Consider the following 20,209-nt stretch of genomic DNA (forward strand, 5'->3'; position numbering starts at 1 on the left):
TTTAGTCAGATTATATTCTATTTCATGGCACTTTATATAAAATCGTAGTTAAAGCTTTCTAAAAAACATGTGACACTGCTCAGTAGGTTCAAGAAGGTAAAGCTTAATCTAGCTGCACCATATAAAACAGCAACCTGCCCCTAATGGCAGGTTTTTTGGTATTTCAAGGAGACTATCAAACCAGAATTTTTGAATAAAAGTATTATTTTAAGAGAGAAATCTCCAATTTCATAAACTTTAGGCAAACGCTTGCATTCTAGTTTTTATTGGACTATAATAGGTTGGTATAAAGCTTTCTGTAATAATATTGAGAAGGTGTAGAAAGTAAGGATTTAGAAGATTTGTAGTCAAAAATACAATGTTGCTATTCCTTGCTATAGGGAGAGATTTATGGCAATGATAGAAGTGGAACATCTTCAGAAAAATTTTGTGAAGACTGTTAAGGAACCAGGTTTGAAGGGGGCATTGCGCTCCTTTATTCATCCTGAAAAGCAGACCTTTGAAGCGGTTAAGGATTTGACCTTTGAAGTACCAAAGGGCCAGATTCTAGGCTTTATCGGAGCAAATGGTGCAGGGAAGTCGACAACCATTAAAATGCTGACAGGGATTTTGAAACCGACATCTGGTTTTTGTCGGATTAACGGCAAGATTCCACAGGACAATCGCCAAGATTATGTCAAGGATATTGGAGTTGTCTTTGGACAACGTACTCAGTTATGGTGGGATTTGGCTCTTCAAGAGACCTACACGGTCTTGAAAGAGATTTACGATGTTCCAGATTCGCTCTTTCATAAGCGCATGGACTTTTTAAATGAAGTCTTGGATTTGAAGGAATTTATCAAGGATCCTGTGCGAACTCTTTCACTTGGTCAACGGATGCGGGCAGATATTGCAGCTTCCTTGCTCCACAATCCTAAGGTTCTCTTTTTAGATGAGCCGACCATTGGTTTGGACGTTTCGGTCAAGGACAACATTCGTCGCGCCATCACCCAGATCAATCAAGAGGAAGAGACCACCATTCTCTTGACCACTCACGATTTGAGTGATATTGAGCAACTTTGTGATCGGATTTTCATGATTGACAAGGGGCAGGAGATTTTTGATGGAACGGTGAGCCAGCTTAAGGAGACCTTTGGCAAGATGAAGACTCTATCCTTTGAATTAGTGCCAGGGCAAAGTCATCTCGCTTCTCACTATGAAGGCCTACCTGATATGTCTATTGATAGACAAGGAAATAGCCTCAACATTGAATTTGATAGTTCACGCTACCAGTCGGCGGACATTATCAAGCAAACTCTGTCTGATTTTGAAATCCGCGATTTGAAGATGGTGGATACGGATATTGAGGATATTATCCGTCGCTTCTACCGAAAGGAGCTCTAAGATGGCCAAATTGTGGAGACGTTATAAACCCTTTATCAATGCAGGGATTCAGGAGTTGATTACCTATCGAGTCAACTTTCTTCTTTATAGGATTGGCGATGTCATGGGGGCTTTTGTGGCCTTTTATCTCTGGAAGGCAGTCTTTGATTCCTCGCAGGAGTCCTTGATTCAGGGCTTCAGTATGGCAGATATCACCCTCTACATCATCATGAGTTTTGTGACCAATCTCTTGTCCAAGTCAGATTCTTCTTTCATGATTGGGGAAGAGGTTAAGGATGGTTCTATTATCATGCGTTTGTTGCGACCTGTTCATTTTGCGGCCTCTTATCTCTTTACCGAGCTTGGGTCTAAGTGGTTGATTTTTATCTCTGTTGGACTTCCATTTTTAAGTGTCATTGTGCTGATGAAAATCTTATCTGGACAAGGAATCGTAGAAATGTTGGGCTTAACTGTTCTTTATCTTTTTAGCTTAACGCTGGCTTATCTGATTAACTTTTTCTTTAATATCTGCTTTGGATTTTCAGCCTTTGTATTTAAAAATCTTTGGGGTTCCAATTTACTCAAGACTTCCTTGGTAGCCTTTATGTCTGGAAGTTTGATTCCCTTGGCTTTCTTTCCAAAGGTTGTTGCAGATATTCTATCCTTCCTGCCTTTCTCATCTTTGATCTACACGCCAGTCATGATTATTGTTGGGAAATACGATGCCAGTCAGATTCTTCAGGCACTCGCTTTGCAATTCTTCTGGCTCTTAGTGATGATGGGCTTGTCTCAGTTGATTTGGAAACGAGTCCAGTCCTTTATTACCATTCAGGGAGGTTAGTATGAAAAAATATCAACGTATGCATCTGATTTTTATCAGACAATACATCAAACAAATCATGGAATACAAGGTGGATTTTGTGGTTGGTGTGCTGGGAGTTTTTCTAACTCAAGGCTTGAACCTCTTGTTTCTCAATGTCATTTTTCAACACATTCCATCACTAGAAGGTTGGACTTTTCAAGAAATCGCCTTTATCTATGGATTTTCCTTGATTCCCAAGGGACTGGACCATCTCTTTTTTGACAATCTCTGGGCGCTAGGGCAACGCTTGGTGCGAAAAGGTGAGTTTGACAAGTATCTGACCCGTCCTATCAATCCTCTCTTTCACATCCTAGTTGAGACCTTTCAGATTGATGCCTTGGGTGAGCTCTTGGTCGGTGGCATTCTATTGGGAACAACGGTGACTAGCATTGCTTGGACGCTTCCAAAATTCCTGCTTTTCCTAGTTTGTATTCCTTTTGCGACCTTGATTTATACTTCCTTGAAAATCGCGACAGCCAGCATCGCTTTTTGGACCAAGCAATCAGGAGCTATGATTTACATTTTTTATATGTTTAATGATTTTGCCAAGTACCCGATTTCCATTTACAATTCATTTCTTCGATGGTTGATTAGCTTTATCGTTCCTTTCGCCTTTACGGCCTACTATCCTGCCAGCTATTTCTTGCAGGATAAGGATGTAATCTTTAACATCGGAGGTTTGATTTTGATTTCCCTTGTTTTCTTTGTCATTTCCCTTAAACTTTGGGATAGGGGCTTAGATGCCTACGAAAGTGCGGGTTCTTAAAAGGAAGAATCTCAAAGCCTTGTCTCAGGACAGGCTTTTTTAATTGTGATGAAAATTTCTTGACATCCTTCCTTATAGTGCTATACTAAAAGGGTAATCGCCGATTTAGCTCAGTTGGTAGAGCAACGCACTCGTAACGCGTAGGTCACAGGTTCGATCCCTGCAATCGGCATTTTTACTAATGTAAAGAAAGACAAAGAAAATTCAAAATGTTTATTTGAAGGCAATTATCACAAGTTGATTTTTAAAAATAATTTAGTATTTTATTTGAAAAAAACAGTAAAAAAGCGCAAAAAATCACTTCCTGTGCTACACTGTAATTGAAAATTTTTTATTTTGGGCGTTAGAACTGTTTCCTCAGTCCTAGCGCCTTTTCTTTTTGATAAGTCTATTTGGTGGAGAAATGATTCTGATACTCAATGAAAATCAAAGAGCAAAGTAGGAAACTAGGAAACTAGCCGCAGGTTGCTCAAAGCACTGCTTTGAGGTTGTAGATAGAACTGACGAAGTCAGCTCAAAACATTGTTTTGAGGTTGCAGATGAAACTGACGAAGTCAGCTCAAAACACTGTTTTGAGGTTGCAGATGAAACTGACGAAGTCAGTAACATATATACGGCAAGGTGACGTTGACGCAGTTTGAAGAGATTTTCGAAGAGTATGAGAATCTTATGGGCGCAAGCAATGATGGCTCTCGTCTTGCTTCCTCTTTGGGAAATTCGATTGTAAAAAGAAGAAAAAGCTGGATCCTTAGAATTTGCTGCAATCAATCCCGACATAGTCAAAGCTTGCTTGATATATCGATTTCCTTGCGTGATGTGTGAGGATATTTTAATGCCAGCACTTTCATAAGACTGTTGAGCATAGTCGCAGAATAACCCTTTTAGAAGCGCCCTATTCCAACACATTGTAGGACTGTCCCACGCTTGATTTCAGTATGGATAGTTTGAGGAGTTTTTCCAAGTAGAGAGGCAATTTCTCTATTTGATTTCCCTTTTTTTCCATCGTTCGATTAACCGACGGCTATCGATTGTCAAATGTTTGACTTTTGTAGTATAATAGTTTTGAATCTCTGTGCCTTTCTTGTGTTTGTGGTTGAACAACAAGTATAACACAGAGCTGTTTTCTTATGCCTATAAGAGCTTTTATGTGACAAGAGAACCCCTTGAAGCTGTTTTGTCAGCTAAAGCAAGGCTAGTCTTAGCCTTGGATACCAGCCTAACATCATCAAGCCGCTTATCAAATGAAATCGAGTACTAGCTATAAGCTAGTTGAAGAATCTAATTTTTAGGAGGGCTGGATGGCTAACTTCATTATAGAACTTTCAGTAAAGCAAAAATCATAAAAAGTATAATAAAATTTTCTGAAAATAATTGACAAGAGCTGAATTTTCTTGTAAAATAAATAAAAATTAAATACAACACCGAATGAAGTTTAATAGAAGTGGAAAATCGTTTGATTTTTCATGACTGTAAATGGACGGAACTCTGGAGAGACCGTAAAGGCACCGAAGGGGCAAGGCAGGCAACTGCTCAAACTCTCAGGTAAAAGGACAGAGCAATGATAGAGCGCTTTTTGGCATTTATCGATGCATTCCAGAGTACATGTTTCTAGCATGTACTCTTTCTTTTGGGGTTGAATAGATAGGAGAATGGTATGTTAAATTTGCTAAAAGAGCTGGATGCTCTGGTATGGGGACCACCCCTTTTGATCTTATTGGTTGGTACAGGGATTTACTTGACTTTTCGTTTAGGACTCTTACAAATTTTGCGTCTCCCTAAGGCCTTTCAGCTTATTTTTACCAAGGATAAGGGGCATGGGGATGTATCGAGTTTCGCGGCTTTGTGTACAGCCCTCGCAGCAACTGTTGGTACAGGAAATATTATCGGGGTTGCAACGGCTATCAAGGTTGGTGGACCAGGTGCTCTTTTTTGGATGTGGGTGGCTGCTTTCTTTGGAATGGCAACCAAGTATGCAGAAGGACTACTTGCTATCAAATATCGAACCAAGGATGATCATGGTGCAGTAGCAGGAGGACCGATGCATTATATCCTTCTAGGGATGGGCGAAAAATGGTGCCCTCTTGCAATCTTCTTTGCTGTAGCTGGAGTCTTGGTTGCACTTTTGGGGATTGGTACTTTTACCCAGGTAAATTCCATTACAGAATCCGTTCAAAATACGGCTAGTATTGATCCGACAATTACTGCACTTGTTTTATCTATTTTCGTAGGGATCGCAGTCTTTGGTGGACTTAAGTCCATTTCAAAGGTGTCAACTACAGTTGTTCCCTTTATGGCTATTGTCTACATCTTGGGAACCTTGACAGTCATTTTCTTTAATATCGATAAAGTACCGGCAACACTTTCACTGGTCCTCACATCAGCTTTTAGTCCCATAGCTGCAGTTGGAGGATTTGCAGGAGCCAGTATTCGAACAGCTATCCAAAATGGTGTGGCGCGAGGGGTTTTCTCAAATGAGTCTGGCTTGGGTTCAGCTCCCATTGCGGCTGCGGCAGCCAAGACAAATGAGCCGGTGGAGCAAGGTTTGATTTCTATGACAGGGACCTTTATTGATACTCTAATCATCTGTACCCTGACTGGCTTGACCATCTTGGTGACTGGTGTTTGGAACGGTGATTTGAATGGTGTTGCTTTGACTCAGTCAGCTTTTTCTACGGTATTTTCTTTCTTTGGTCCAGCTCTTTTAACAGTTTTCTTAGTGCTTTTTGCCTTTACCACGATTTTGGGTTGGAACTATTACGGAGAGCGTTGCTTTGAGTTTCTCTTTGGCGTTCGCTTTATCTGGCTCTATCGTGTGGTCTTTGTTGCCATGGTCTTACTGGGGGGCTTCATCGAGTTGGATATGGTCTGGATTATCGCTGATATTGTCAATGCCCTCATGGCACTACCAAACTTGATTGCCCTCCTAGCCTTGTCTCCAGTCGTTATCGCTGAGACTAAGAAGTATTTTGATAAATAATATAAGATTGACATTACCATTTATAGATAAGACTAGCATTTGTTTGTGAGATGCTAGTTTTTTCACTACTAGGGCTAGTCTTTTGTTTTATACTCAATGAAAATCAAAGAGCAAACTAGGAAACTAGCCGCAGGTTGCTCAAAGCACTGCTTTGAGGTTGTAGATAGAACTGACGAAGTCAGCTCAAAACACTGTTTTGAGGTTGCAGATGAAACTGATGAAGTCAGTCACATATATACGGCAAGGCGACGTTGACGCGGTTTGAAGAGATTTTCGAAGAGTATTATGTCATAAGATGAATGAAATTCAAGAGTACATCTTTAATGATGTCATTTATTTGCACTATTATTTATTGTATAATAGTCAGCATAAATCTGTTTTTGGTCTGATATGTCTTGTTTCATCTATGTGCGAAAGAGAAATAAACTAGAGGTGTTTATGTCAAAAGATATTCGAAAATTAGTGATTTCACAGGGACTAGCGAATCTAGCAGATGTCTTTTTTAGAGTCATTGTGATTGCAAATGTGTTTGTCTTATCTGGTTCGGTCATTTCAACCTCCCTAGTACCAATTCTGATTGGACTATCCTCCTTTTTAGCTAGTTTCTTAGTTCCATTAGTAACGAAGAGATTAGCTTTAAATCGTGTTCTTTTCTTGACTCAATTTGGTAAGACGATTCTGCTAGCGATTTTGTTTTTTCTACTCAAGCAATCTGAAACTATTTCCCTCCCTCTTTTATATGCTATTGTCACTTTTATCTCTATTTTGGATGGTTTTGCAGCGCCTGTTTCCTATGCGATTGTTCCACGCTATGCAAGTGATTTAGCTAAAGCGAACGCAGCTATTTCTATGAGTGGTGAAAGTGTACAGCTAGTAGGTTGGGGCTTAGGAGGTTTCTTATTTGCGAGTCTGGGAATGAATCCTAGTCTGCTCATTGTGTTAGTTTTGTTTACAATTTCGACGATTTTGATGTTTGGTTTGCCACTTGTAGAAAAAGAAGAGTTATCCTCTGAAACAAGTCTTGAGACGTTAACAAAAGGTTGGCGATTGGTGGCTAAAGAATCAAGATTAGGCTTTATTGTCCAAGCCAATCTTTTAGAAATTTTAGCCAATGCTATCTGGGTATCTTCAGTTTTACTTGTGTTTGTGACTGAAATTTTACACCAGTCAGAAAGCTATTGGGGCTACGTCAATACATCCTATTCCTTGGGAATTATCTTGGGAGGAGCTATTATCTTCCGTCTAGCAGAGAAAGTTGTTACCTATAAATATCAAACTATGACCTTTTCTTTGTTAGCGACAGCACTAGTAACTCTGTTGATAGTGCTATTTCCAAATGCACCTATTTTTCTATTCCTATCTCTAGTAATTGGTTTTCTATCTCAAATCAAGGAAGTTCCTGAGAGTGTGTTTTTACAGGAATCGGTTGATGAGAAGGAACTTGTGAATGTTTACTCCGTTATCGAAGTTGTCTCTACATTGGCCTTTTCTGCTTCTGTTTTTCTAATGAGTTTTATCACAGAATATTTTGGTGTATTTACTGGCTTTGGCTTGGCTATTTTCTGCTTGTTACTAGAGTCCATCTTAGTTTTAAGAAACAAGCATCAGATAAATTAACAGTATGATCACACATCTAGTGTGATTTTTTTGTTTTCATAAAAATTTTTTATCAGTGCAATTTAAAATATATATTATGCAAGGTATAGATTCTGTGTTAGACTTATTGTCAACGAAAAGCTAATGAGTCATCAATCAAGGCAAGGATTTGTTCAATAGGCTGATGAGATTTCGTAAGATTTTCGCAGAAACCATTCAATTACAAAACGAAAAGAGGTCCCCTTATGACAACATTTACTATCCACACAGTAGAATCAGCACCAGCAGAAGTGAAAGAAGTTCTTGAAACGGTACAAAAGGATAACAATGGCTATATCCCAAATCTTATCGGTCTTTTGGCCAATGCCCCTACAGCCCTAGAGGCTTATCGCACTGTTGGAGCTATTAACCGTCGTAATAGTCTAACACCTGTAGAGCGCGAAGTGGTACAAATCACTGCAGCCGTAACTAACGGTTGTGCCTTCTGCGTCGCTGGCCATACAGCCTTTTCTATCAAGCAAATCCAGATGAACGATGACCTACTTCAAGCCCTTCGCAATCGTACTCCAATCGAAAGCGATCCTAAGCTGGATACCCTAGCTAAGTTTACCTTGGCAGTTATCAATACCAAAGGGCGCGTAGGAGATGAAGCTCTTGGAGAATTTATTGAAGCAGGCTATACGCAAGAAAATGCCTTGGATGTTGTTCTCGGTGTCAGTCTAGCAAGTCTTTGTAACTATGCTAACAACCTAGCTAACACACCGATTAATCCAGAATTACAACCTTATGCATAAGAGGAGGGCAGAGTATGGGATTTTTTTCAGAAGAATTTTTAAGCTGGTTAGACCAGCACGCTGATGAAATTGACAAAAAATCATGTCAAGCTGGAGAAGAGCTGATTGAGAAAATTGCTGCAGAAGGTGCCTTTCGTGTAGGAGTACCAAAAGTTCTTGGAGGGCTAGGTGGAAACGACCAAGATGTTATCAATATCCTTGCAGAACTCGCTCAACATTCCTTAACAGCCTCCTTTATCTCATGGGGGCAACGAACTTTAATAGACAATATTCTACATACTGACAATGCTTATTTCAAAGAAGTTTTCTTGGAAAAACTCTTATCAGGAGAATATGCAGGTGCTACGGCCTTATCTAATGCGGTCAAGTATCTATCTGACTTAGAGGAACTAAATGTTCGTATCCTTGAAGAAAATGGGAATTATTACCTAAAAGGACGACTTCCTTGGGTAACCAATGCTCGTAGGAATCGCTTCCTCACTATTTTTGTAGCAGGATTTGCAGATGATCCGAGTACAAGTTATGTAGTAGCCGTACCATCGGACGCAGAAAACTTTAGTCGTTCCGAAGATTTGGAATTTGTCTCTCTCCAAGGAGGGAATACAGCAGCTCTGACTTTTAACAAGGTATCTTTAAAGGAAGAGTGGATTCTATCGAGGGATGCTCATCAATTTTTAGCGCAAAATCGTCCAGCCTTTTTAGGCTACCAATTTGGCCTAGCCTTTGGTTTGGCTGAACGTTCACTCTCAGAAGTCGAAAAAGAATTGGGGAAACGAGGTGTCTTGAAGGAAGAATGGCAGCATCAGGTCAAACAGTTAGATGATATTCGACATTCTCTCTATCAAGGACTATCTGAAGAGTCCTATTTCGTTAGAAATCCGCGTGAGCTATTCCAGTTACGAATTGATATTGTTGATGTTGTTGCTCAAAGTCTCTTGTTAGAACTACAAGCTGGTGGCGGTAGAGGATACTTTAGTAAATCGACATCCGGTTTCATACGTCGTTGGAATGAAGGCGCCTTTTTGCCAATTGTTTCTCCTAGTGCAGTGCAATTGCGACATATTCTAGCGACAAACTAACAATAAAGAAAATAAAAACGAGGTTTATCTTTTTAAACTTCGTTTTTTAATACTTCATTTAAGCGCTTTTATGCTATACTGATAATAACATGACTATTGGAGGTTCACATGAAAAAACTCCCCTTGGCCTTTTCAGGGTGCTTATTGGGATTGGCTGGAGCAGGTAATCTCATCCTGGATATTTTTCCATTATTATCCCATGTCTTTAGTTTGTCAGGCTTGATTTTATGGTTTTATTTTTTATACAGTCATCTTAGTGATTGGCAAGAAAGCCAGCAAGAACTTAAGAAAGCTCCTCTATTATCGGGAATGGCGACCTTTCCCATGGCAGGAATGATTTTATCAACCTATTTACTGCGAATCTTACCTACGAGTATGGGTATCATAGCGCAAGCTCTTTGGTGGTTTGCCTTTCTACTGGATGTAGGTTTAATCATCTACTTTACTAAAAATTATGTGCAGACTAAACCAAGAACGAACGCAACGCCAAGTTGGACAGTTCTTTATGTGGGGATAGCAGTAGCAAGCTTGACCTACCCAGTGGTGGGTATAGTCGAGATTGCCTATGGCGCTTGGATTTTTGGCTTTACCTTAACCCTTTTCCTTTATCCTCTGATTTATCAAGATTTAAAAAGTAATCCATTGCCACGGGCTTTACTGGGGCAAGAAGGAATTTATTGTGCTCCCTTTTCTCTACTGTTGGCAGCACTCGTTAGGATCGGAGGTTCAGGTCTTCATGGCTGGATTTTGCTAGTCATGATCCTTGCTTCACAAACTTTCTTTTTCTTTGTCCTCAGTCGTTTGCCAAGGATTTTAAAACAGGGATTTCAACCAGCTTTTTCAGCCCTAACCTTCCCAACTATCATCACAGCAACTTCATTGAAAATGGCCCAAGGCATTCTGCAGTTTCCAGTCCTTAACCTCCTCGTTTGGCTGGAAACGATCATTTGTTTAACAATCCTTGTCTATGTATTAGTAGAATATATGCGGTATTTAAGGAACTAAAAAAGCCCCTAGCACTGAGAAGTGTTAGGGGTTTGTTGTCGACAATAAACATAATCAATTAGTTCAGCTTATACCTACTGTTCTTCATGTTCAGATAAAAAGTAATAAGTCATAGTACCGAAGATTGATCCTACTCCGAGTCCGACTAGTAGGAAAAAAGCGATCATTTTGAGTTCCAGAAACTGCAAAAAGAAATCTGCAATGGAGTGATTTTCAAGGATTACTTTTTTGGAAAATAGGATAAATAAGTAGAGAGTTGGGATGCTAGTTCCAACTATCCAACTTCTTAACTTGATTTGACGCTTGCTGTAAGTGATTTGTGGAATCTCGGATTGATCATCATCTTCTAAGTGGAGCCCTCTAGTAGAATATCTTGCCTTGAGACTGAGGGCAAAAATCATCAAGAAGTAGAGATAGGGCATAGCCATTCGAACTATCTCTATAAAGCGCCCAAACAAAAGATAGAATAGGAAGAGAAAGAAGGAAGAGTAAAAGATTTGGACCATGGAACGGGCGCAAGCCTTGTAGATGACCTCTTGACGGCATTCATCAAAGGGTCCTTGGATATGAAAGAAATTTCGAACTAAGCGAGTGGTTAAGTCTTCTTTTTTCATGGTAGTGACCTCTTAATAACCTTGTTTTTGATTAGCTTCTTTAAAGAGTTGATAGAGAGTATAGAAGTAGACTAGACTAAAAACGATACAGATGGTTAGAAATAGTAGATATCTCCAATCCATAGAATTCGTTAACAGTTGTGGGAAAGATACGAGGATAAAGCAGAGTGATGCGTTTAAGAGGCGTATTTTTTTTGATGTGATTTTCTGAAATCTTTGTCCTTTGTTCAAGACAGGAAGGGCTAAGAGGAAGATGATCAGAAAAGGACGCGTAATCTGCCCATAAACTAGGAAAACTGTCATAAAGATACTGACCAAAATATGACTGAGAATTAAAGTTTGTAGTGATTTCATAAGTTTCCTCCTAATCGTCGTCTTGATCTTCTCTAGCTTTTTGAATACGAAGAGTGATGACAATATGCACTGTTAATCCGAAAAAGAAGGCTGCAACGATGGTTGACAAGATGCTTCTTGTATTCAAAAGAGCGGTAAGATAGCTTTTGCTATCATCCATTAGGATATTGAGAAGTGGCATTCCAAAGAACATGGCTATTCCATAAACCAGACCAGCTTTAAGTCCAGGATTACGTAACTGTTTCTTTTCCTTCTGGCTCAACATATCAGGATCGATAGCAGCAATACCAGTTTTTTTAGTTTGAGTAGTGACATAGATAGCACAAACCATGGAAATTAGAAAGATAATGATTGGATATCCAAAAGCGACTACTTGGGGATATCTAAAAGCAAGGACAAAGGGAATAAGATTGCCTAAAGTCATGAGGTAAAAGAGAATCATAAAGATTTTATTTCCGATGTGCTCAGCTTCGCGCCGTTTGTGTTCATCAAGTGGCCCTGAAATGCCATAGATACGTTTGATTAGTTTTTCATAGAGGGGTTCTTTTTTCATGGGTAATTTCTCCTAAATGAACGATGTTATTTTGTTTCTTTTACGAATTGATAGAGATAATAAAGATAAGTAATAGAAGAAAGGATAGCGATAGTTAGCAATAGATAATATTTCCAATCGTTTGAAATAACCGTCAGTTGTGGTAAGGATAGAAAGGATAGAATCATAAAGAATAGTGCTAAGTTGAGTATGCGCGTTTTTTGGGAATCTATCTTTAGATAAGTCAGTCCTTTGTTGAGTGCTGGAACAAAGACAAGAACAAGGACTGTATCGTAGATGGGCAAGTTCCCTGAAACGATGATGAAGATGAGCAGTGAAGCAAACAAAAGATGATAGGTAAGTAAAGTTACTAGTGATTTCATAAGCTTTCTCCTAATCCTTATCTTGCTCTTTTTTAGCTCTTGCAATGCGAAGTGAGTCGACAATATGTATCATAACTCCGAAAAAGAAAGCTCCCAGTATAGTTTTAAAAATATGTTTTGTATTTAGAAGAGAACTGATAAAATTTGAATTTTCACTTGTTAGGGTATCAATGAGTGGAATTATAAAAAATATCACTGTTCCATAAATCGAACCTGCTTTTAGACCAGGATAACGTAACTGCTTCTTTTCTTTTTTCATGAGTTTCCTCCTAATCCTTATCCTGGTCTTCCTTGGCTTTTGCAATGCGACGGGAGATGATAATCTGTATGACCACTCCAAAGAAGACAGACTGGAGGATACTTGAAAAAATATTTTTAAAAGCGAGAAGAGACTGAAGATAGTCCTGACTCTCACCTAGCAGTATAAGGAGAAGAGGGGTTGAAAAAAAACTCATTAATCCATAGACTATCCCAGCTTTCAGACCAGGGTAATGTAGTTGCTTACTTTCTTTCTCAGTCAGCATATCTGGTTCGATAGTTGTAATCCCAGTTTTTTGCATTTGGTAGGTGACATAGCCAGCAGCGATGAGGGCAATCACTAAAATCAGAGGAGGATAGACTAGAGCCACTAGTTGAGGAAATTGATAGGCCAGAACAAGCGGAATAAGATTGCCGAAAATCATCAGATAAAAGAGAATCATAAAGACTTTATTTCCGATGCGGTCAGCTTCGCGCCGTTTGTATTCGTCCAGTGGATCAGAAATACCGTAAGTGCGTTTGATGAGCTTTTCAGTGAAGGTTTCTTTTTTCATTTTTCTTCTCCTTTTTAAAAATCATCCTCCCAAAAGAGACTGTTGAGGTCAGTTTGGAGGCTGCGGGCGAGATTGAGACAGAGTTCCAGAGTTGGATTGTACTTGTCGTTTTCAATCATATTAATGGTTTGTCTCGAGACACCAATATCCTTGGCAAGTTCGAGTTGGGACTTTCCCAGTTCCTTGCGGAATTCTTTTACGCGATTCATGCTTCCTCCTTTTTAGTTTATGTCACATATATTTGACTATAGTATATTCTTTTAAGAACATAATGTCAACTATTTTTGACATATTTTTAAAAGAATCTTGGTGATAATATTTCTATGTGAAAATCTTTTAGCGATTTTATGCTATAATGAAGAAAAGTACAGAATTATAAGAGTGAATTGGATAGACTGAAAGCTATCCACTAAAGAAGGAGCAGAAAATGAACCATAAGATTGCAATTTTATCAGACATTCATGGTAACACGACAGCCTTGGCTGGAGTTCTTGAAGACGCTAAAAATTTGGGAGCGACTGAATATTGGCTTCTGGGAGATATTTTTCTTCCTGGGCCGGGAGCAAATGACTTGGTGGCTCTTTTGAAAGACCTTCCCATTACAGCATCCGTTCGAGGGAACTGGGATGATTGTGTGTTAGAGGCTTTAGATGGGCAATATGGTTTAGAGGATCCCCAAGAAATCCAGCTTCTCAGGATGACTCAATATCTGATGGAGGACCTAAAGCCAGAGCATATTGATTGGTTGAGAAATCTGCCTATGGTAGCCAAGAAAGAAGTTGAAGGCTTACGTTTTTCTCTTTCTCATAATTTACCTGAGAAAAATTATGGTGGTGATTTGCTGGTTGAAAATAATACCGAAAAATTTGACCAGTTACTTGATGAAACTACGGATGTAGCCGTCTATGGGCATGTCCATAAACAGCTCCTACGTTATGGTAGCCAAGGCCAACAAATCATCAATCCAGGTTCGATTGGTATGCCTTATTTTAACTGGGAAGGACTGAAAAATCACCGAGCCCAGTATACCTTACTTGAGCTTGAAAATGGTGAATTGGTCAATATCCAATTTCGAAAAGTCGCCTATGACTATGAAGCAGAGCTAGAATCAGCTAAGACCAAAGGCCTTCCTTTTATCGAAATGTATGAAGAGTTGCGACGTGAGGACAACTATCAAGGCCATAATAGAGATTTGTTAGCCAGCCTCAATGAAAAGCATGGCTATGTAGAGGATGTCAAGAATTATTTTGATTTTTTGTAAGAGTTGCTTTAATTAACAAATACTAAATAAAGAGTCTGGGACAAAAGTCCTAGCCTCTTTTTGATGTTGGATTGTCGAGCAAGACGCAGTGGTTGAGTGGGCTCTACTACGCTGATTTCATCAGCTTTTACAGGCCTACTCAACTGTGCGGAGGTGGGACGACGAAATCGAATTCTAACGAATTACCGATTTCTGTCCCACTCTCTTTTAATATTTCTTATTGTAATTGAGATTGATCTGGTAAGTAAGATCCACTGAGATAGGTTTTGCTGAGTTTTTCAAGAGTTCCGTCTTGGTAGAGTTCTTTGAGAACCTTGTCAAATTGCTCTTTAAATTCTTTTTCGTCGCTTGAGAAGATGATGTAGTTGTTTGGATTATCATTGCTCTCCAAGTCAACTACATTCAGGTCTAAACCTCGGTCTTTGATGATCTTTTGCACAGAGATTTTATCAAAGATTAGGAAATCAAATTCACCGTTGGCGAGGTCAGTCAGACGCTTAGCCACATCTTCGCCAGAATATTGGATGGTAGCAGGAGTGTCGGAGTGATTTTGATTCCAGTCCGTAACAACCTTGGCGGTAGAAGTTCCAGTGTCATCCTGGGTTGTTTTACCAGCGATATCTTGAAGAGAGGTAAGAGCCTTGTCTTTTCTGCTCACGAGAACCAAAGGATTTTTAGCGATGGGGAGTGAATAGAGGTATTTGTCTGCCCTTTCTTTGGTGTAGCTTAAGTTGTTGGCAGCAGCTTGGTAACGGCCAGCATCCACTCCAGGAAAGATACTTTCCCAAGCTGTTTTTTGAAATTCAATCTTGTATTGATCCAGTTTTTCATCGACTGCTTTGAAAACCTCAACATCATGTCCGGTCAAATTACCATCTTTTTCAAAATCAAAAGGAGGGATGTCTCCAGCAGTTGCTACGACAATGGTTTTAGGGCTAGTAGTAGAAGTTGAAGCACTTTCCTGTTTAGATTGTCCACAGGCCACCAACAAGGGACTAATGGCTAATAATAAGAATAATTTTTCATAAGAGTCTCCTTTACTTAATGGTATCTAGCTTACCAGACAATCAATCAGATATCCAATATATATTTTTTATGGAGATGATAGAGAAACATTATAATTTTAAAATGGAGCCTAGAACTGAAAGTGGAATTTGAAAAAAGATAATTTGTTTCACTAATGAAAAATCTCTGCAAGCTCTTTCAAAATATGGTAAAATGGAAGCAGTAGAATTAGAAAAGGAAATCGATTATGAAATTTCTTGAATTAAATAAAAAACGTCATGCGACCAAGCATTTCACTGATAAGCCAGTTGATCCTAAAGATGTTCGTACGGCTATCGAAATCGCAACCTTGGCACCAAGCGCCCACAATAGCCAGCCTTGGAAATTTGTGGTGGTTCGTGAGAAAAATGCTGAACTGGCAAAATTAGCTTATGGTTCCAACTTTGAACAGGTATCATCAGCGCCTGTGACTATTGCCTTGTTTACAGATACAGACCTTGCCAAACGTGCTCGTAAGATTGCCCGAGTTGGTGGTGCTAATAACTTTTCTGAAGAACAACTTCAATATTTCATGAAGAATTTGCCTGCGGAATTTGCACGCTATAACGAACAGCAAGTCAGCGACTACCTAGCTCTCAATGCAGGTTTGGTTGCTATGAACTTGGTTCTGGCTCTTACAGACCAAGGAATCGGATCAAATCTGATTCTTGGTTTTGACAAATCAAAAGTCAACGAAGTTTTGGATATCGAAGACCGCTTCCGCCCAGAACTCTTGATTACAGTGGGTTATACAGACGAGAAATTGGAACCAAGTTACCGCTTGCCAGTAGATGAAATTATCGAGAAAAGATAGAAAGAAGAAAAAATGACAACAATTGATTTTACAGCAGAAGTAGAAAAACGCAAAGAAGACCTCTTGGCTGACTTGTTTAGCCTTTTAGAAATCAACTCTGAACGTGATGACAGCAAGGTTGATGCTGAGCATCCATTTGGACCTGGCCCGGTAAAAGCCTTGGAGAAATTCCTTGAAATCGCAGATCGTGATGGCTATCCAACTAAAAATGTTGACAACTACGCAGGACATTTTGAATTTGGTGATGGAGAAGAAGTTCTCGGAATCTTTGCCCACATGGACGTGGTTCCTGCTGGTAGCGGTTGGGATACAGATCCTTACACACCGACTATCAAAGACGGTCGCCTTTATGCGCGTGGAGCTTCTGATGACAAGGGACCTACAACAGCTTGTTACTATGGTTTGAAAATCATCAAAGAATTGGGCCTTCCAACTTCTAAAAAAGTTCGCTTCATCGTCGGAACAGACGAAGAATCGGGCTGGGCAGACATGGACTACTACTTCGAGCATGTAGGACTTGCGAAACCAGACTTTGGTTTTTCTCCGGATGCTGAATTCCCTATCATCAATGGTGAAAAAGGAAATATCACTGAATACCTTCACTTTGCCGGTGAAAATACTGGTGCAGCTCGTCTTCACAGCTTTACAGGTGGATTGCGTGAAAACATGGTTCCAGAATCAGCAACAGCAGTCATTTCAGGTGACTTAGCAGACTTGCAAGGGAAACTAGACGCTTTCGTTGCAGAGCACAAACTCAGAGGAGAAATCCAAGAAGAGAACGGTCAGTACAAGGTGACTGTAATTGGTAAATCAGCTCACGGTGCTATGCCTGCTTCAGGTATCAATGGTGCAACTTATCTTGCCCTCTTCCTCAGCCAATTTGCTTTTGAAGGACCTGCAAAAGACTACCTCGATATTGCTGGTAAGATTCTTTTGAACGACCACGAAGGCAAGAACTTGAAAGTAGCTCATGTGGATGAAAAGATGGGTGCTCTTTCTATGAATGCGGGTGTCTTCCGCTTCGACGAATCAAGTGCTGACAATACCATTGCCCTCAACTTCCGTTATCCAAAAGGAACAAGCCCAGAGCAAATCAAGTCAGTTCTTGAAACCTTGCCAGTTGCTTCAGTTAGCCTCTCTGAACATGGTCACACTCCTCACTACGTACCAATGGAAGATCCACTCGTTCAAACCTTATTGAATGTTTATGAAAAACAAACAGGTCTTAAAGGTCACGAACAAGTTATCGGTGGTGGAACATTTGGACGTCTCTTAGAGCGTGGTGTAGCCTACGGTGCTATGTTCCCAGATTCTATCGATACCATGCACCAAGCCAATGAATTTATCGCCTTGGACGATCTTTTCCGTGCTGCAGCAATCTATGCCGAAGCTATCTATGAATTGATCAAATAATGCTATAGAAGTCTGAGATTTAATGCTTAGACTTCTTTTTGGAGGGAAAGCAGATGTCTCAAATCGAAAGAATCAAGCAAGCTATCATGGAAGATCCACAGAATGCCAGCTATACTGAGCAAGGCATCGAGCCACTCTTTGCAGCACCAAAAACAGCTCGTATCAATATCATTGGCCAGGCACCTGGTCTCAAAACCCAGGAAGCAGGACTATACTGGAAGGATAAAAGTGGTGACCGCCTGCGCGAGTGGCTAGGTGTGGATGAAGAAACATTTTATAACTCAGGTTACTTTGCAGTCATGCCTATGGATTTCTACTTTCCAGGTCATGGAAAATCGGGTGACCTGCCACCTCGTCCAGGTTTTGCAGAAAAATGGCATCTGAAACTCTTGAAGGAATTACCAGATATTCAATTAACACTCTTGATAGGGCAGTATGCCCAAGCCTACTATCTACATGAGAAGGTCAGTGGCAAGGTGACAGACCGTGTGCATCGATTTAAAGATTATTTGCCTGATTATTTCCCTCTGGTACACCCATCACCACGTAATCAAATTTGGATGAAAAAAAATCCTTGGTTTGAGGAAGAAGTGGTTCCAGATTTGAAAAAAAGAATTAAAACTATTTTAGGAGAAAAAGAATGAACGAAATTACTTTTGACGATTTTTATCAGTTTTATCAGAAAGAGTCGCTTTCTGTATTGGATGTGAGAGAAGTAGAGGAATTTGAGACTCTTCATTTAGAAGGCGCTCGTAATTTACCTCTCAGCCAATTAGCTGATACTTATAAACAACTAGATAAAGATAATCTTTATTACGTGATTTGTAAATCAGGAATGCGTTCAGCACGCACTTGTCAATTTTTAGCAGAACAAGGATATGAGGTTATCAATGTCCAAGGTGGCATGGATGCCTTAGAATAAGAAAATCTCCCTTTGAGACCGAAAATAAGAAATGTTTTAAAGGGAGTTTATTTGTTCTAAAAATCAGAAAATTGAAAACATTTTAAAATTATTTCGAGATAGCCTTTTCAAGCCTTTAATCATGTTATACTAAGAAAGTATTTTATTTTTAATAAGGAGAGTTTATGGCTAAAAAAGGTGCTTTAACAGGATTACTCCTGTTTGGAATATTTTTTGGAGCAGGTAACTTGATTTTCCCTCCAACTCTAGGCGCACAGTCTGGAGAAAACTTTCTCCCTGCCATTGCAGGATTTGTATTTTCAGGTGTTGGGATTGCTGTCCTAACCTTGATCATTGGAACCCTTAATCCAAAGGGCTATATCTATGAAATTTCTAAGAAAATTTCTCCATGGTTTGCGACAGTTTATCTAGCAGCTTTGTACTTGTCGATTGGTCCATTCTTTGCCATTCCACGTACAGCAACGACATCATTTGAAGTTGGTATTAGTCCGCTATTAGATCAAGCAGATAAAGGTTTAGGTTTGATTGTCTTCACCATTCTATACTTTGTAGCTGCATACCTAATCTCCTTGAATCCTTCAAAAATCTTGGATCGTATCGGTCGAGTCTTGACTCCAGTTTTTGCCATCTTAATTGTTATTCTGGTTATCCTTGGAGCTTTCAAGTATGGTGGGAACGCACCACAAGCGGCTTCAGGAGCTTATCAAGCTTCCGCCTTTGGAGCTGGTTTCTTAGAAGGATACAATACACTTGATGCGCTTGCTTCGATTGCCTTCAGTGTTATTGCAGTACAAACCTTGAAACGACTTGGTTTTTCAAACAAGAAAGAGTACATTTCAACCATTTGGGTGGTTGGAATCGTTGTAGCTCTTGGATTTAGTGCTCTCTATATTGGTCTAGGTTTCTTGGGCAATCATTTCCCAGTAACAGAAGAAGCAATGAAGAGTGGAACTCCTGGAGTTTATATCTTGTCTCAAGCGACTCAAGAAATCTTTGGTTCTACTGCTCAGCTTTTCCTTGCGGCTATGGTAACCGTTACTTGCTTTACAACGACTGTAGGGTTGATTGTATCAACTGCCGAGTTCTTTAACGGACGTTTCCCACAAGTCAGCTACAAGGTTTATGCGACAGTCTTTACCTTGATTGGTTTTGCCATTGCAAATCTTGGTTTGAGTGCTATTATTAAGTACTCTGTACCAGTTCTCGTTATTTTGTACCCAATTACGATTGCCATTGTCATGATTGTGATTGTGAACAAGTTTGTTGCTCTTTCAAAACCAGGAATGCAATTAACGGTTGGTATTGTCACAGCCATTGCTATTGCAAGTGTTTTAGGATCTACTTTTAAAGTTGAGGTCCTTGCAAATATCGTGAACGCTCTACCATTTGCGGAGGCTTCTCTGCCATGGTTGGTACCAGCTATTATCGGTATTCTGCTTTCTCTTGTTCTTCCAAATAAACAAGAAAGTGAAGCTTTTGAAATGGAATAATCGGCTCTTTGTCAACTGTAGTGGGTTGAATAAAAGCTAACATCTGGAGAGGACAATCGTTGTCCTCTCCATTTTTATATTCAGAGCGATGAAAATTCGTTTCTTAAAGTTGTCAAAGTTCCTAAAACC

Annotated in this window: 22 protein-coding genes, 1 tRNA gene, 1 pseudogene and 1 riboswitch; of the genes and pseudogenes, 15 read left to right on the top strand and 9 right to left on the bottom strand. The window is 39.7% G+C overall.

The window, feature by feature from the left end; all coding sequences use genetic code 11:
- Window positions 1-390: 390 nt before the first annotated feature.
- The 4 genes from QM867_RS08570 to QM867_RS08585 all read left to right on the top strand — a co-directional run bounded on the left by QM867_RS08570 (window position 391) and on the right by QM867_RS08585 (window position 3,162).
- Window positions 391-1,383, top strand: a complete 993-nt coding sequence (locus QM867_RS08570) for an ABC transporter ATP-binding protein (RefSeq protein WP_414315570.1) — start codon at window positions 391-393, stop codon at window positions 1,381-1,383.
- Between the two features lies 1 nt (window position 1,384).
- Window positions 1,385-2,203, top strand: coding sequence for an ABC transporter permease (locus QM867_RS08575; protein WP_414294296.1), 819 nt, complete (start codon window positions 1,385-1,387; stop codon window positions 2,201-2,203).
- Window position 2,204: 1 nt separating this feature from the next.
- Window positions 2,205-2,990 (top strand): ABC transporter permease, encoded by a 786-nt coding sequence (locus QM867_RS08580; protein ID WP_414315571.1) that lies wholly within the window; start codon window positions 2,205-2,207, stop codon window positions 2,988-2,990.
- A gap of 99 nt (window positions 2,991-3,089) precedes the next feature.
- Window positions 3,090-3,162, top strand: a tRNA-Thr gene (locus QM867_RS08585).
- A gap of 671 nt (window positions 3,163-3,833) precedes the next feature.
- On the opposite strand, the pseudogene QM867_RS08590 reads toward QM867_RS08585, so the two are convergent.
- A pseudogene (locus QM867_RS08590) lies at window positions 3,834-4,058 on the bottom strand (helix-turn-helix domain-containing protein); the annotation flags it as partial.
- A gap of 407 nt (window positions 4,059-4,465) precedes the next feature.
- Window positions 4,466-4,554: riboswitch (glycine riboswitch) on the top strand.
- Between the two features lie 90 nt (window positions 4,555-4,644).
- Here QM867_RS08590 and QM867_RS08595 point away from each other — a divergent pair.
- The 5 genes from QM867_RS08595 (at window position 4,645) to QM867_RS08615 (ending at window position 10,441) form a co-directional block, all read left to right on the top strand.
- Entirely contained in the window at window positions 4,645-5,967 is a 1,323-nt protein-coding gene (locus tag QM867_RS08595; protein ID WP_414315572.1) for an alanine/glycine:cation symporter family protein, read from the top strand.
- A 438-nt stretch (window positions 5,968-6,405) separates the two neighbouring features.
- Window positions 6,406-7,584, top strand: a complete 1,179-nt coding sequence (locus tag QM867_RS08600) for a ryptide export MFS transporter (protein ID WP_414315573.1) — start codon at window positions 6,406-6,408, stop codon at window positions 7,582-7,584.
- A 224-nt stretch (window positions 7,585-7,808) separates the two neighbouring features.
- A complete protein-coding gene (locus QM867_RS08605) occupies window positions 7,809-8,357 on the top strand; it encodes a carboxymuconolactone decarboxylase family protein (RefSeq protein WP_414315574.1) in 549 nt (182 codons plus the stop codon).
- 14 nt (window positions 8,358-8,371) lie between these two features.
- Complete coding sequence (locus QM867_RS08610; RefSeq protein WP_414315575.1) at window positions 8,372-9,436, top strand: acyl-CoA dehydrogenase family protein; 1,065 nt, start codon at window positions 8,372-8,374, stop codon at window positions 9,434-9,436.
- Between the two features lie 108 nt (window positions 9,437-9,544).
- Window positions 9,545-10,441, top strand: a complete 897-nt coding sequence (locus QM867_RS08615) for a TDT family transporter (protein ID WP_414315576.1) — start codon at window positions 9,545-9,547, stop codon at window positions 10,439-10,441.
- Window positions 10,442-10,515: 74 nt separating this feature from the next.
- Here the strand turns inward: QM867_RS08615 and QM867_RS08620 are convergent, their stop codons facing one another.
- From QM867_RS08620 to QM867_RS08650, 7 genes are read right to left on the bottom strand one after another with little or no spacing between them, the layout of a single operon-like run.
- On the bottom strand, window positions 10,516-11,055 hold the full coding sequence (locus tag QM867_RS08620) for a DUF3278 domain-containing protein (RefSeq protein WP_414275850.1): 540 nt from the start codon (window positions 11,053-11,055) through the stop codon (window positions 10,516-10,518).
- A gap of 12 nt (window positions 11,056-11,067) precedes the next feature.
- Complete coding sequence (locus tag QM867_RS08625; protein ID WP_153225184.1) at window positions 11,068-11,409, bottom strand: hypothetical protein; 342 nt, start codon at window positions 11,407-11,409, stop codon at window positions 11,068-11,070.
- A gap of 10 nt (window positions 11,410-11,419) precedes the next feature.
- Window positions 11,420-11,962, bottom strand: a complete 543-nt coding sequence (locus QM867_RS08630) for a DUF3278 domain-containing protein (protein ID WP_414275851.1) — start codon at window positions 11,960-11,962, stop codon at window positions 11,420-11,422.
- 26 nt (window positions 11,963-11,988) lie between these two features.
- Window positions 11,989-12,324, bottom strand: a complete 336-nt coding sequence (locus QM867_RS08635) for a hypothetical protein (protein ID WP_248035642.1) — start codon at window positions 12,322-12,324, stop codon at window positions 11,989-11,991.
- Window positions 12,325-12,334: 10 nt separating this feature from the next.
- Entirely contained in the window at window positions 12,335-12,583 is a 249-nt protein-coding gene (locus QM867_RS08640; RefSeq protein ID WP_248035645.1) for a hypothetical protein, read from the bottom strand.
- Window positions 12,584-12,593: 10 nt separating this feature from the next.
- Window positions 12,594-13,136: a DUF3278 domain-containing protein gene (locus QM867_RS08645; RefSeq protein ID WP_414273194.1), complete on the bottom strand. Its 543-nt coding sequence runs from the start codon at window positions 13,134-13,136 to the stop codon at window positions 12,594-12,596.
- 14 nt (window positions 13,137-13,150) lie between these two features.
- Window positions 13,151-13,345, bottom strand: coding sequence for a helix-turn-helix transcriptional regulator (locus QM867_RS08650; protein WP_006152985.1), 195 nt, complete (start codon window positions 13,343-13,345; stop codon window positions 13,151-13,153).
- 218 nt (window positions 13,346-13,563) lie between these two features.
- Between QM867_RS08650 and QM867_RS08655 the strand changes: the two genes are divergently transcribed.
- Entirely contained in the window at window positions 13,564-14,397 is an 834-nt protein-coding gene (locus QM867_RS08655) for a metallophosphoesterase family protein (protein WP_414315577.1), read from the top strand.
- Window positions 14,398-14,614: 217 nt separating this feature from the next.
- On the opposite strand, the gene QM867_RS08660 is transcribed toward QM867_RS08655, so the two are convergent.
- Window positions 14,615-15,448 (bottom strand): amino acid ABC transporter substrate-binding protein, encoded by an 834-nt coding sequence (locus QM867_RS08660; protein ID WP_414315581.1) that lies wholly within the window; start codon window positions 15,446-15,448, stop codon window positions 14,615-14,617.
- Between the two features lie 201 nt (window positions 15,449-15,649).
- Between QM867_RS08660 and QM867_RS08665 the strand changes: the two genes are divergently transcribed.
- From QM867_RS08665 to brnQ, 5 genes are all read left to right on the top strand, one after another.
- The gene (locus QM867_RS08665; protein ID WP_000670164.1) at window positions 15,650-16,255 is read left to right on the top strand and encodes a nitroreductase family protein; all 606 of its coding nucleotides are present in this window, start codon (window positions 15,650-15,652) and stop codon (window positions 16,253-16,255) included.
- A gap of 12 nt (window positions 16,256-16,267) precedes the next feature.
- On the top strand, window positions 16,268-17,668 hold the full coding sequence (pepV, locus tag QM867_RS08670) for a dipeptidase PepV (RefSeq protein ID WP_281334730.1): 1,401 nt from the start codon (window positions 16,268-16,270) through the stop codon (window positions 17,666-17,668).
- Between the two features lie 53 nt (window positions 17,669-17,721).
- On the top strand, window positions 17,722-18,312 hold the full coding sequence (locus tag QM867_RS08675; RefSeq protein ID WP_414315578.1) for a uracil-DNA glycosylase family protein: 591 nt from the start codon (window positions 17,722-17,724) through the stop codon (window positions 18,310-18,312).
- Window positions 18,309-18,590 (top strand): rhodanese-like domain-containing protein, encoded by a 282-nt coding sequence (locus QM867_RS08680; RefSeq protein WP_414315579.1) that lies wholly within the window; start codon window positions 18,309-18,311, stop codon window positions 18,588-18,590. Before QM867_RS08675 ends, QM867_RS08680 begins: the two co-directional genes overlap by 4 nt.
- Window positions 18,591-18,754: 164 nt before the next feature.
- Complete coding sequence (brnQ, locus tag QM867_RS08685) at window positions 18,755-20,080, top strand: branched-chain amino acid transport system II carrier protein (RefSeq protein WP_414315580.1); 1,326 nt, start codon at window positions 18,755-18,757, stop codon at window positions 20,078-20,080.
- Window positions 20,081-20,209 lie beyond the last annotated feature (129 nt).

Source organism: Streptococcus infantis, from assembly GCF_047463635.1.
Taxonomy (GTDB): Bacteria; Bacillota; Bacilli; order Lactobacillales; family Streptococcaceae; genus Streptococcus; species Streptococcus infantis_W.

What these genes read in the sequence shown, in the direction of transcription:
- QM867_RS08625 (WP_153225184.1), bottom strand. Translation starts at nt 11,409, where the DNA reads ATGAAATCACTACAAACTTTAATTCTCAGTCATATTTTGGTCAGTATC.
- QM867_RS08680 (WP_414315579.1), top strand. Translation starts at nt 18,309, where the DNA reads ATGAACGAAATTACTTTTGACGATTTTTATCAGTTTTATCAGAAAGAG.
- QM867_RS08620 (WP_414275850.1), bottom strand. Translation starts at nt 11,055, where the DNA reads ATGAAAAAAGAAGACTTAACCACTCGCTTAGTTCGAAATTTCTTTCAT.
- QM867_RS08580 (WP_414315571.1), top strand. Translation starts at nt 2,205, where the DNA reads ATGAAAAAATATCAACGTATGCATCTGATTTTTATCAGACAATACATC.
- QM867_RS08665 (WP_000670164.1), top strand. Translation starts at nt 15,650, where the DNA reads ATGAAATTTCTTGAATTAAATAAAAAACGTCATGCGACCAAGCATTTC.
- QM867_RS08675 (WP_414315578.1), top strand. Translation starts at nt 17,722, where the DNA reads ATGTCTCAAATCGAAAGAATCAAGCAAGCTATCATGGAAGATCCACAG.
- brnQ (WP_414315580.1), top strand. Translation starts at nt 18,755, where the DNA reads ATGGCTAAAAAAGGTGCTTTAACAGGATTACTCCTGTTTGGAATATTT.
- pepV (WP_281334730.1), top strand. Translation starts at nt 16,268, where the DNA reads ATGACAACAATTGATTTTACAGCAGAAGTAGAAAAACGCAAAGAAGAC.
- QM867_RS08595 (WP_414315572.1), top strand. Translation starts at nt 4,645, where the DNA reads ATGTTAAATTTGCTAAAAGAGCTGGATGCTCTGGTATGGGGACCACCC.
- QM867_RS08635 (WP_248035642.1), bottom strand. Translation starts at nt 12,324, where the DNA reads ATGAAATCACTAGTAACTTTACTTACCTATCATCTTTTGTTTGCTTCA.
- QM867_RS08615 (WP_414315576.1), top strand. Translation starts at nt 9,545, where the DNA reads ATGAAAAAACTCCCCTTGGCCTTTTCAGGGTGCTTATTGGGATTGGCT.
- QM867_RS08655 (WP_414315577.1), top strand. Translation starts at nt 13,564, where the DNA reads ATGAACCATAAGATTGCAATTTTATCAGACATTCATGGTAACACGACA.
- QM867_RS08570 (WP_414315570.1), top strand. Translation starts at nt 391, where the DNA reads ATGGCAATGATAGAAGTGGAACATCTTCAGAAAAATTTTGTGAAGACT.
- QM867_RS08610 (WP_414315575.1), top strand. Translation starts at nt 8,372, where the DNA reads ATGGGATTTTTTTCAGAAGAATTTTTAAGCTGGTTAGACCAGCACGCT.
- QM867_RS08630 (WP_414275851.1), bottom strand. Translation starts at nt 11,962, where the DNA reads ATGAAAAAAGAACCCCTCTATGAAAAACTAATCAAACGTATCTATGGC.
- QM867_RS08645 (WP_414273194.1), bottom strand. Translation starts at nt 13,136, where the DNA reads ATGAAAAAAGAAACCTTCACTGAAAAGCTCATCAAACGCACTTACGGT.
- QM867_RS08640 (WP_248035645.1), bottom strand. Translation starts at nt 12,583, where the DNA reads ATGAAAAAAGAAAAGAAGCAGTTACGTTATCCTGGTCTAAAAGCAGGT.
- QM867_RS08650 (WP_006152985.1), bottom strand. Translation starts at nt 13,345, where the DNA reads ATGAATCGCGTAAAAGAATTCCGCAAGGAACTGGGAAAGTCCCAACTC.
- QM867_RS08605 (WP_414315574.1), top strand. Translation starts at nt 7,809, where the DNA reads ATGACAACATTTACTATCCACACAGTAGAATCAGCACCAGCAGAAGTG.
- QM867_RS08600 (WP_414315573.1), top strand. Translation starts at nt 6,406, where the DNA reads ATGTCAAAAGATATTCGAAAATTAGTGATTTCACAGGGACTAGCGAAT.
- QM867_RS08575 (WP_414294296.1), top strand. Translation starts at nt 1,385, where the DNA reads ATGGCCAAATTGTGGAGACGTTATAAACCCTTTATCAATGCAGGGATT.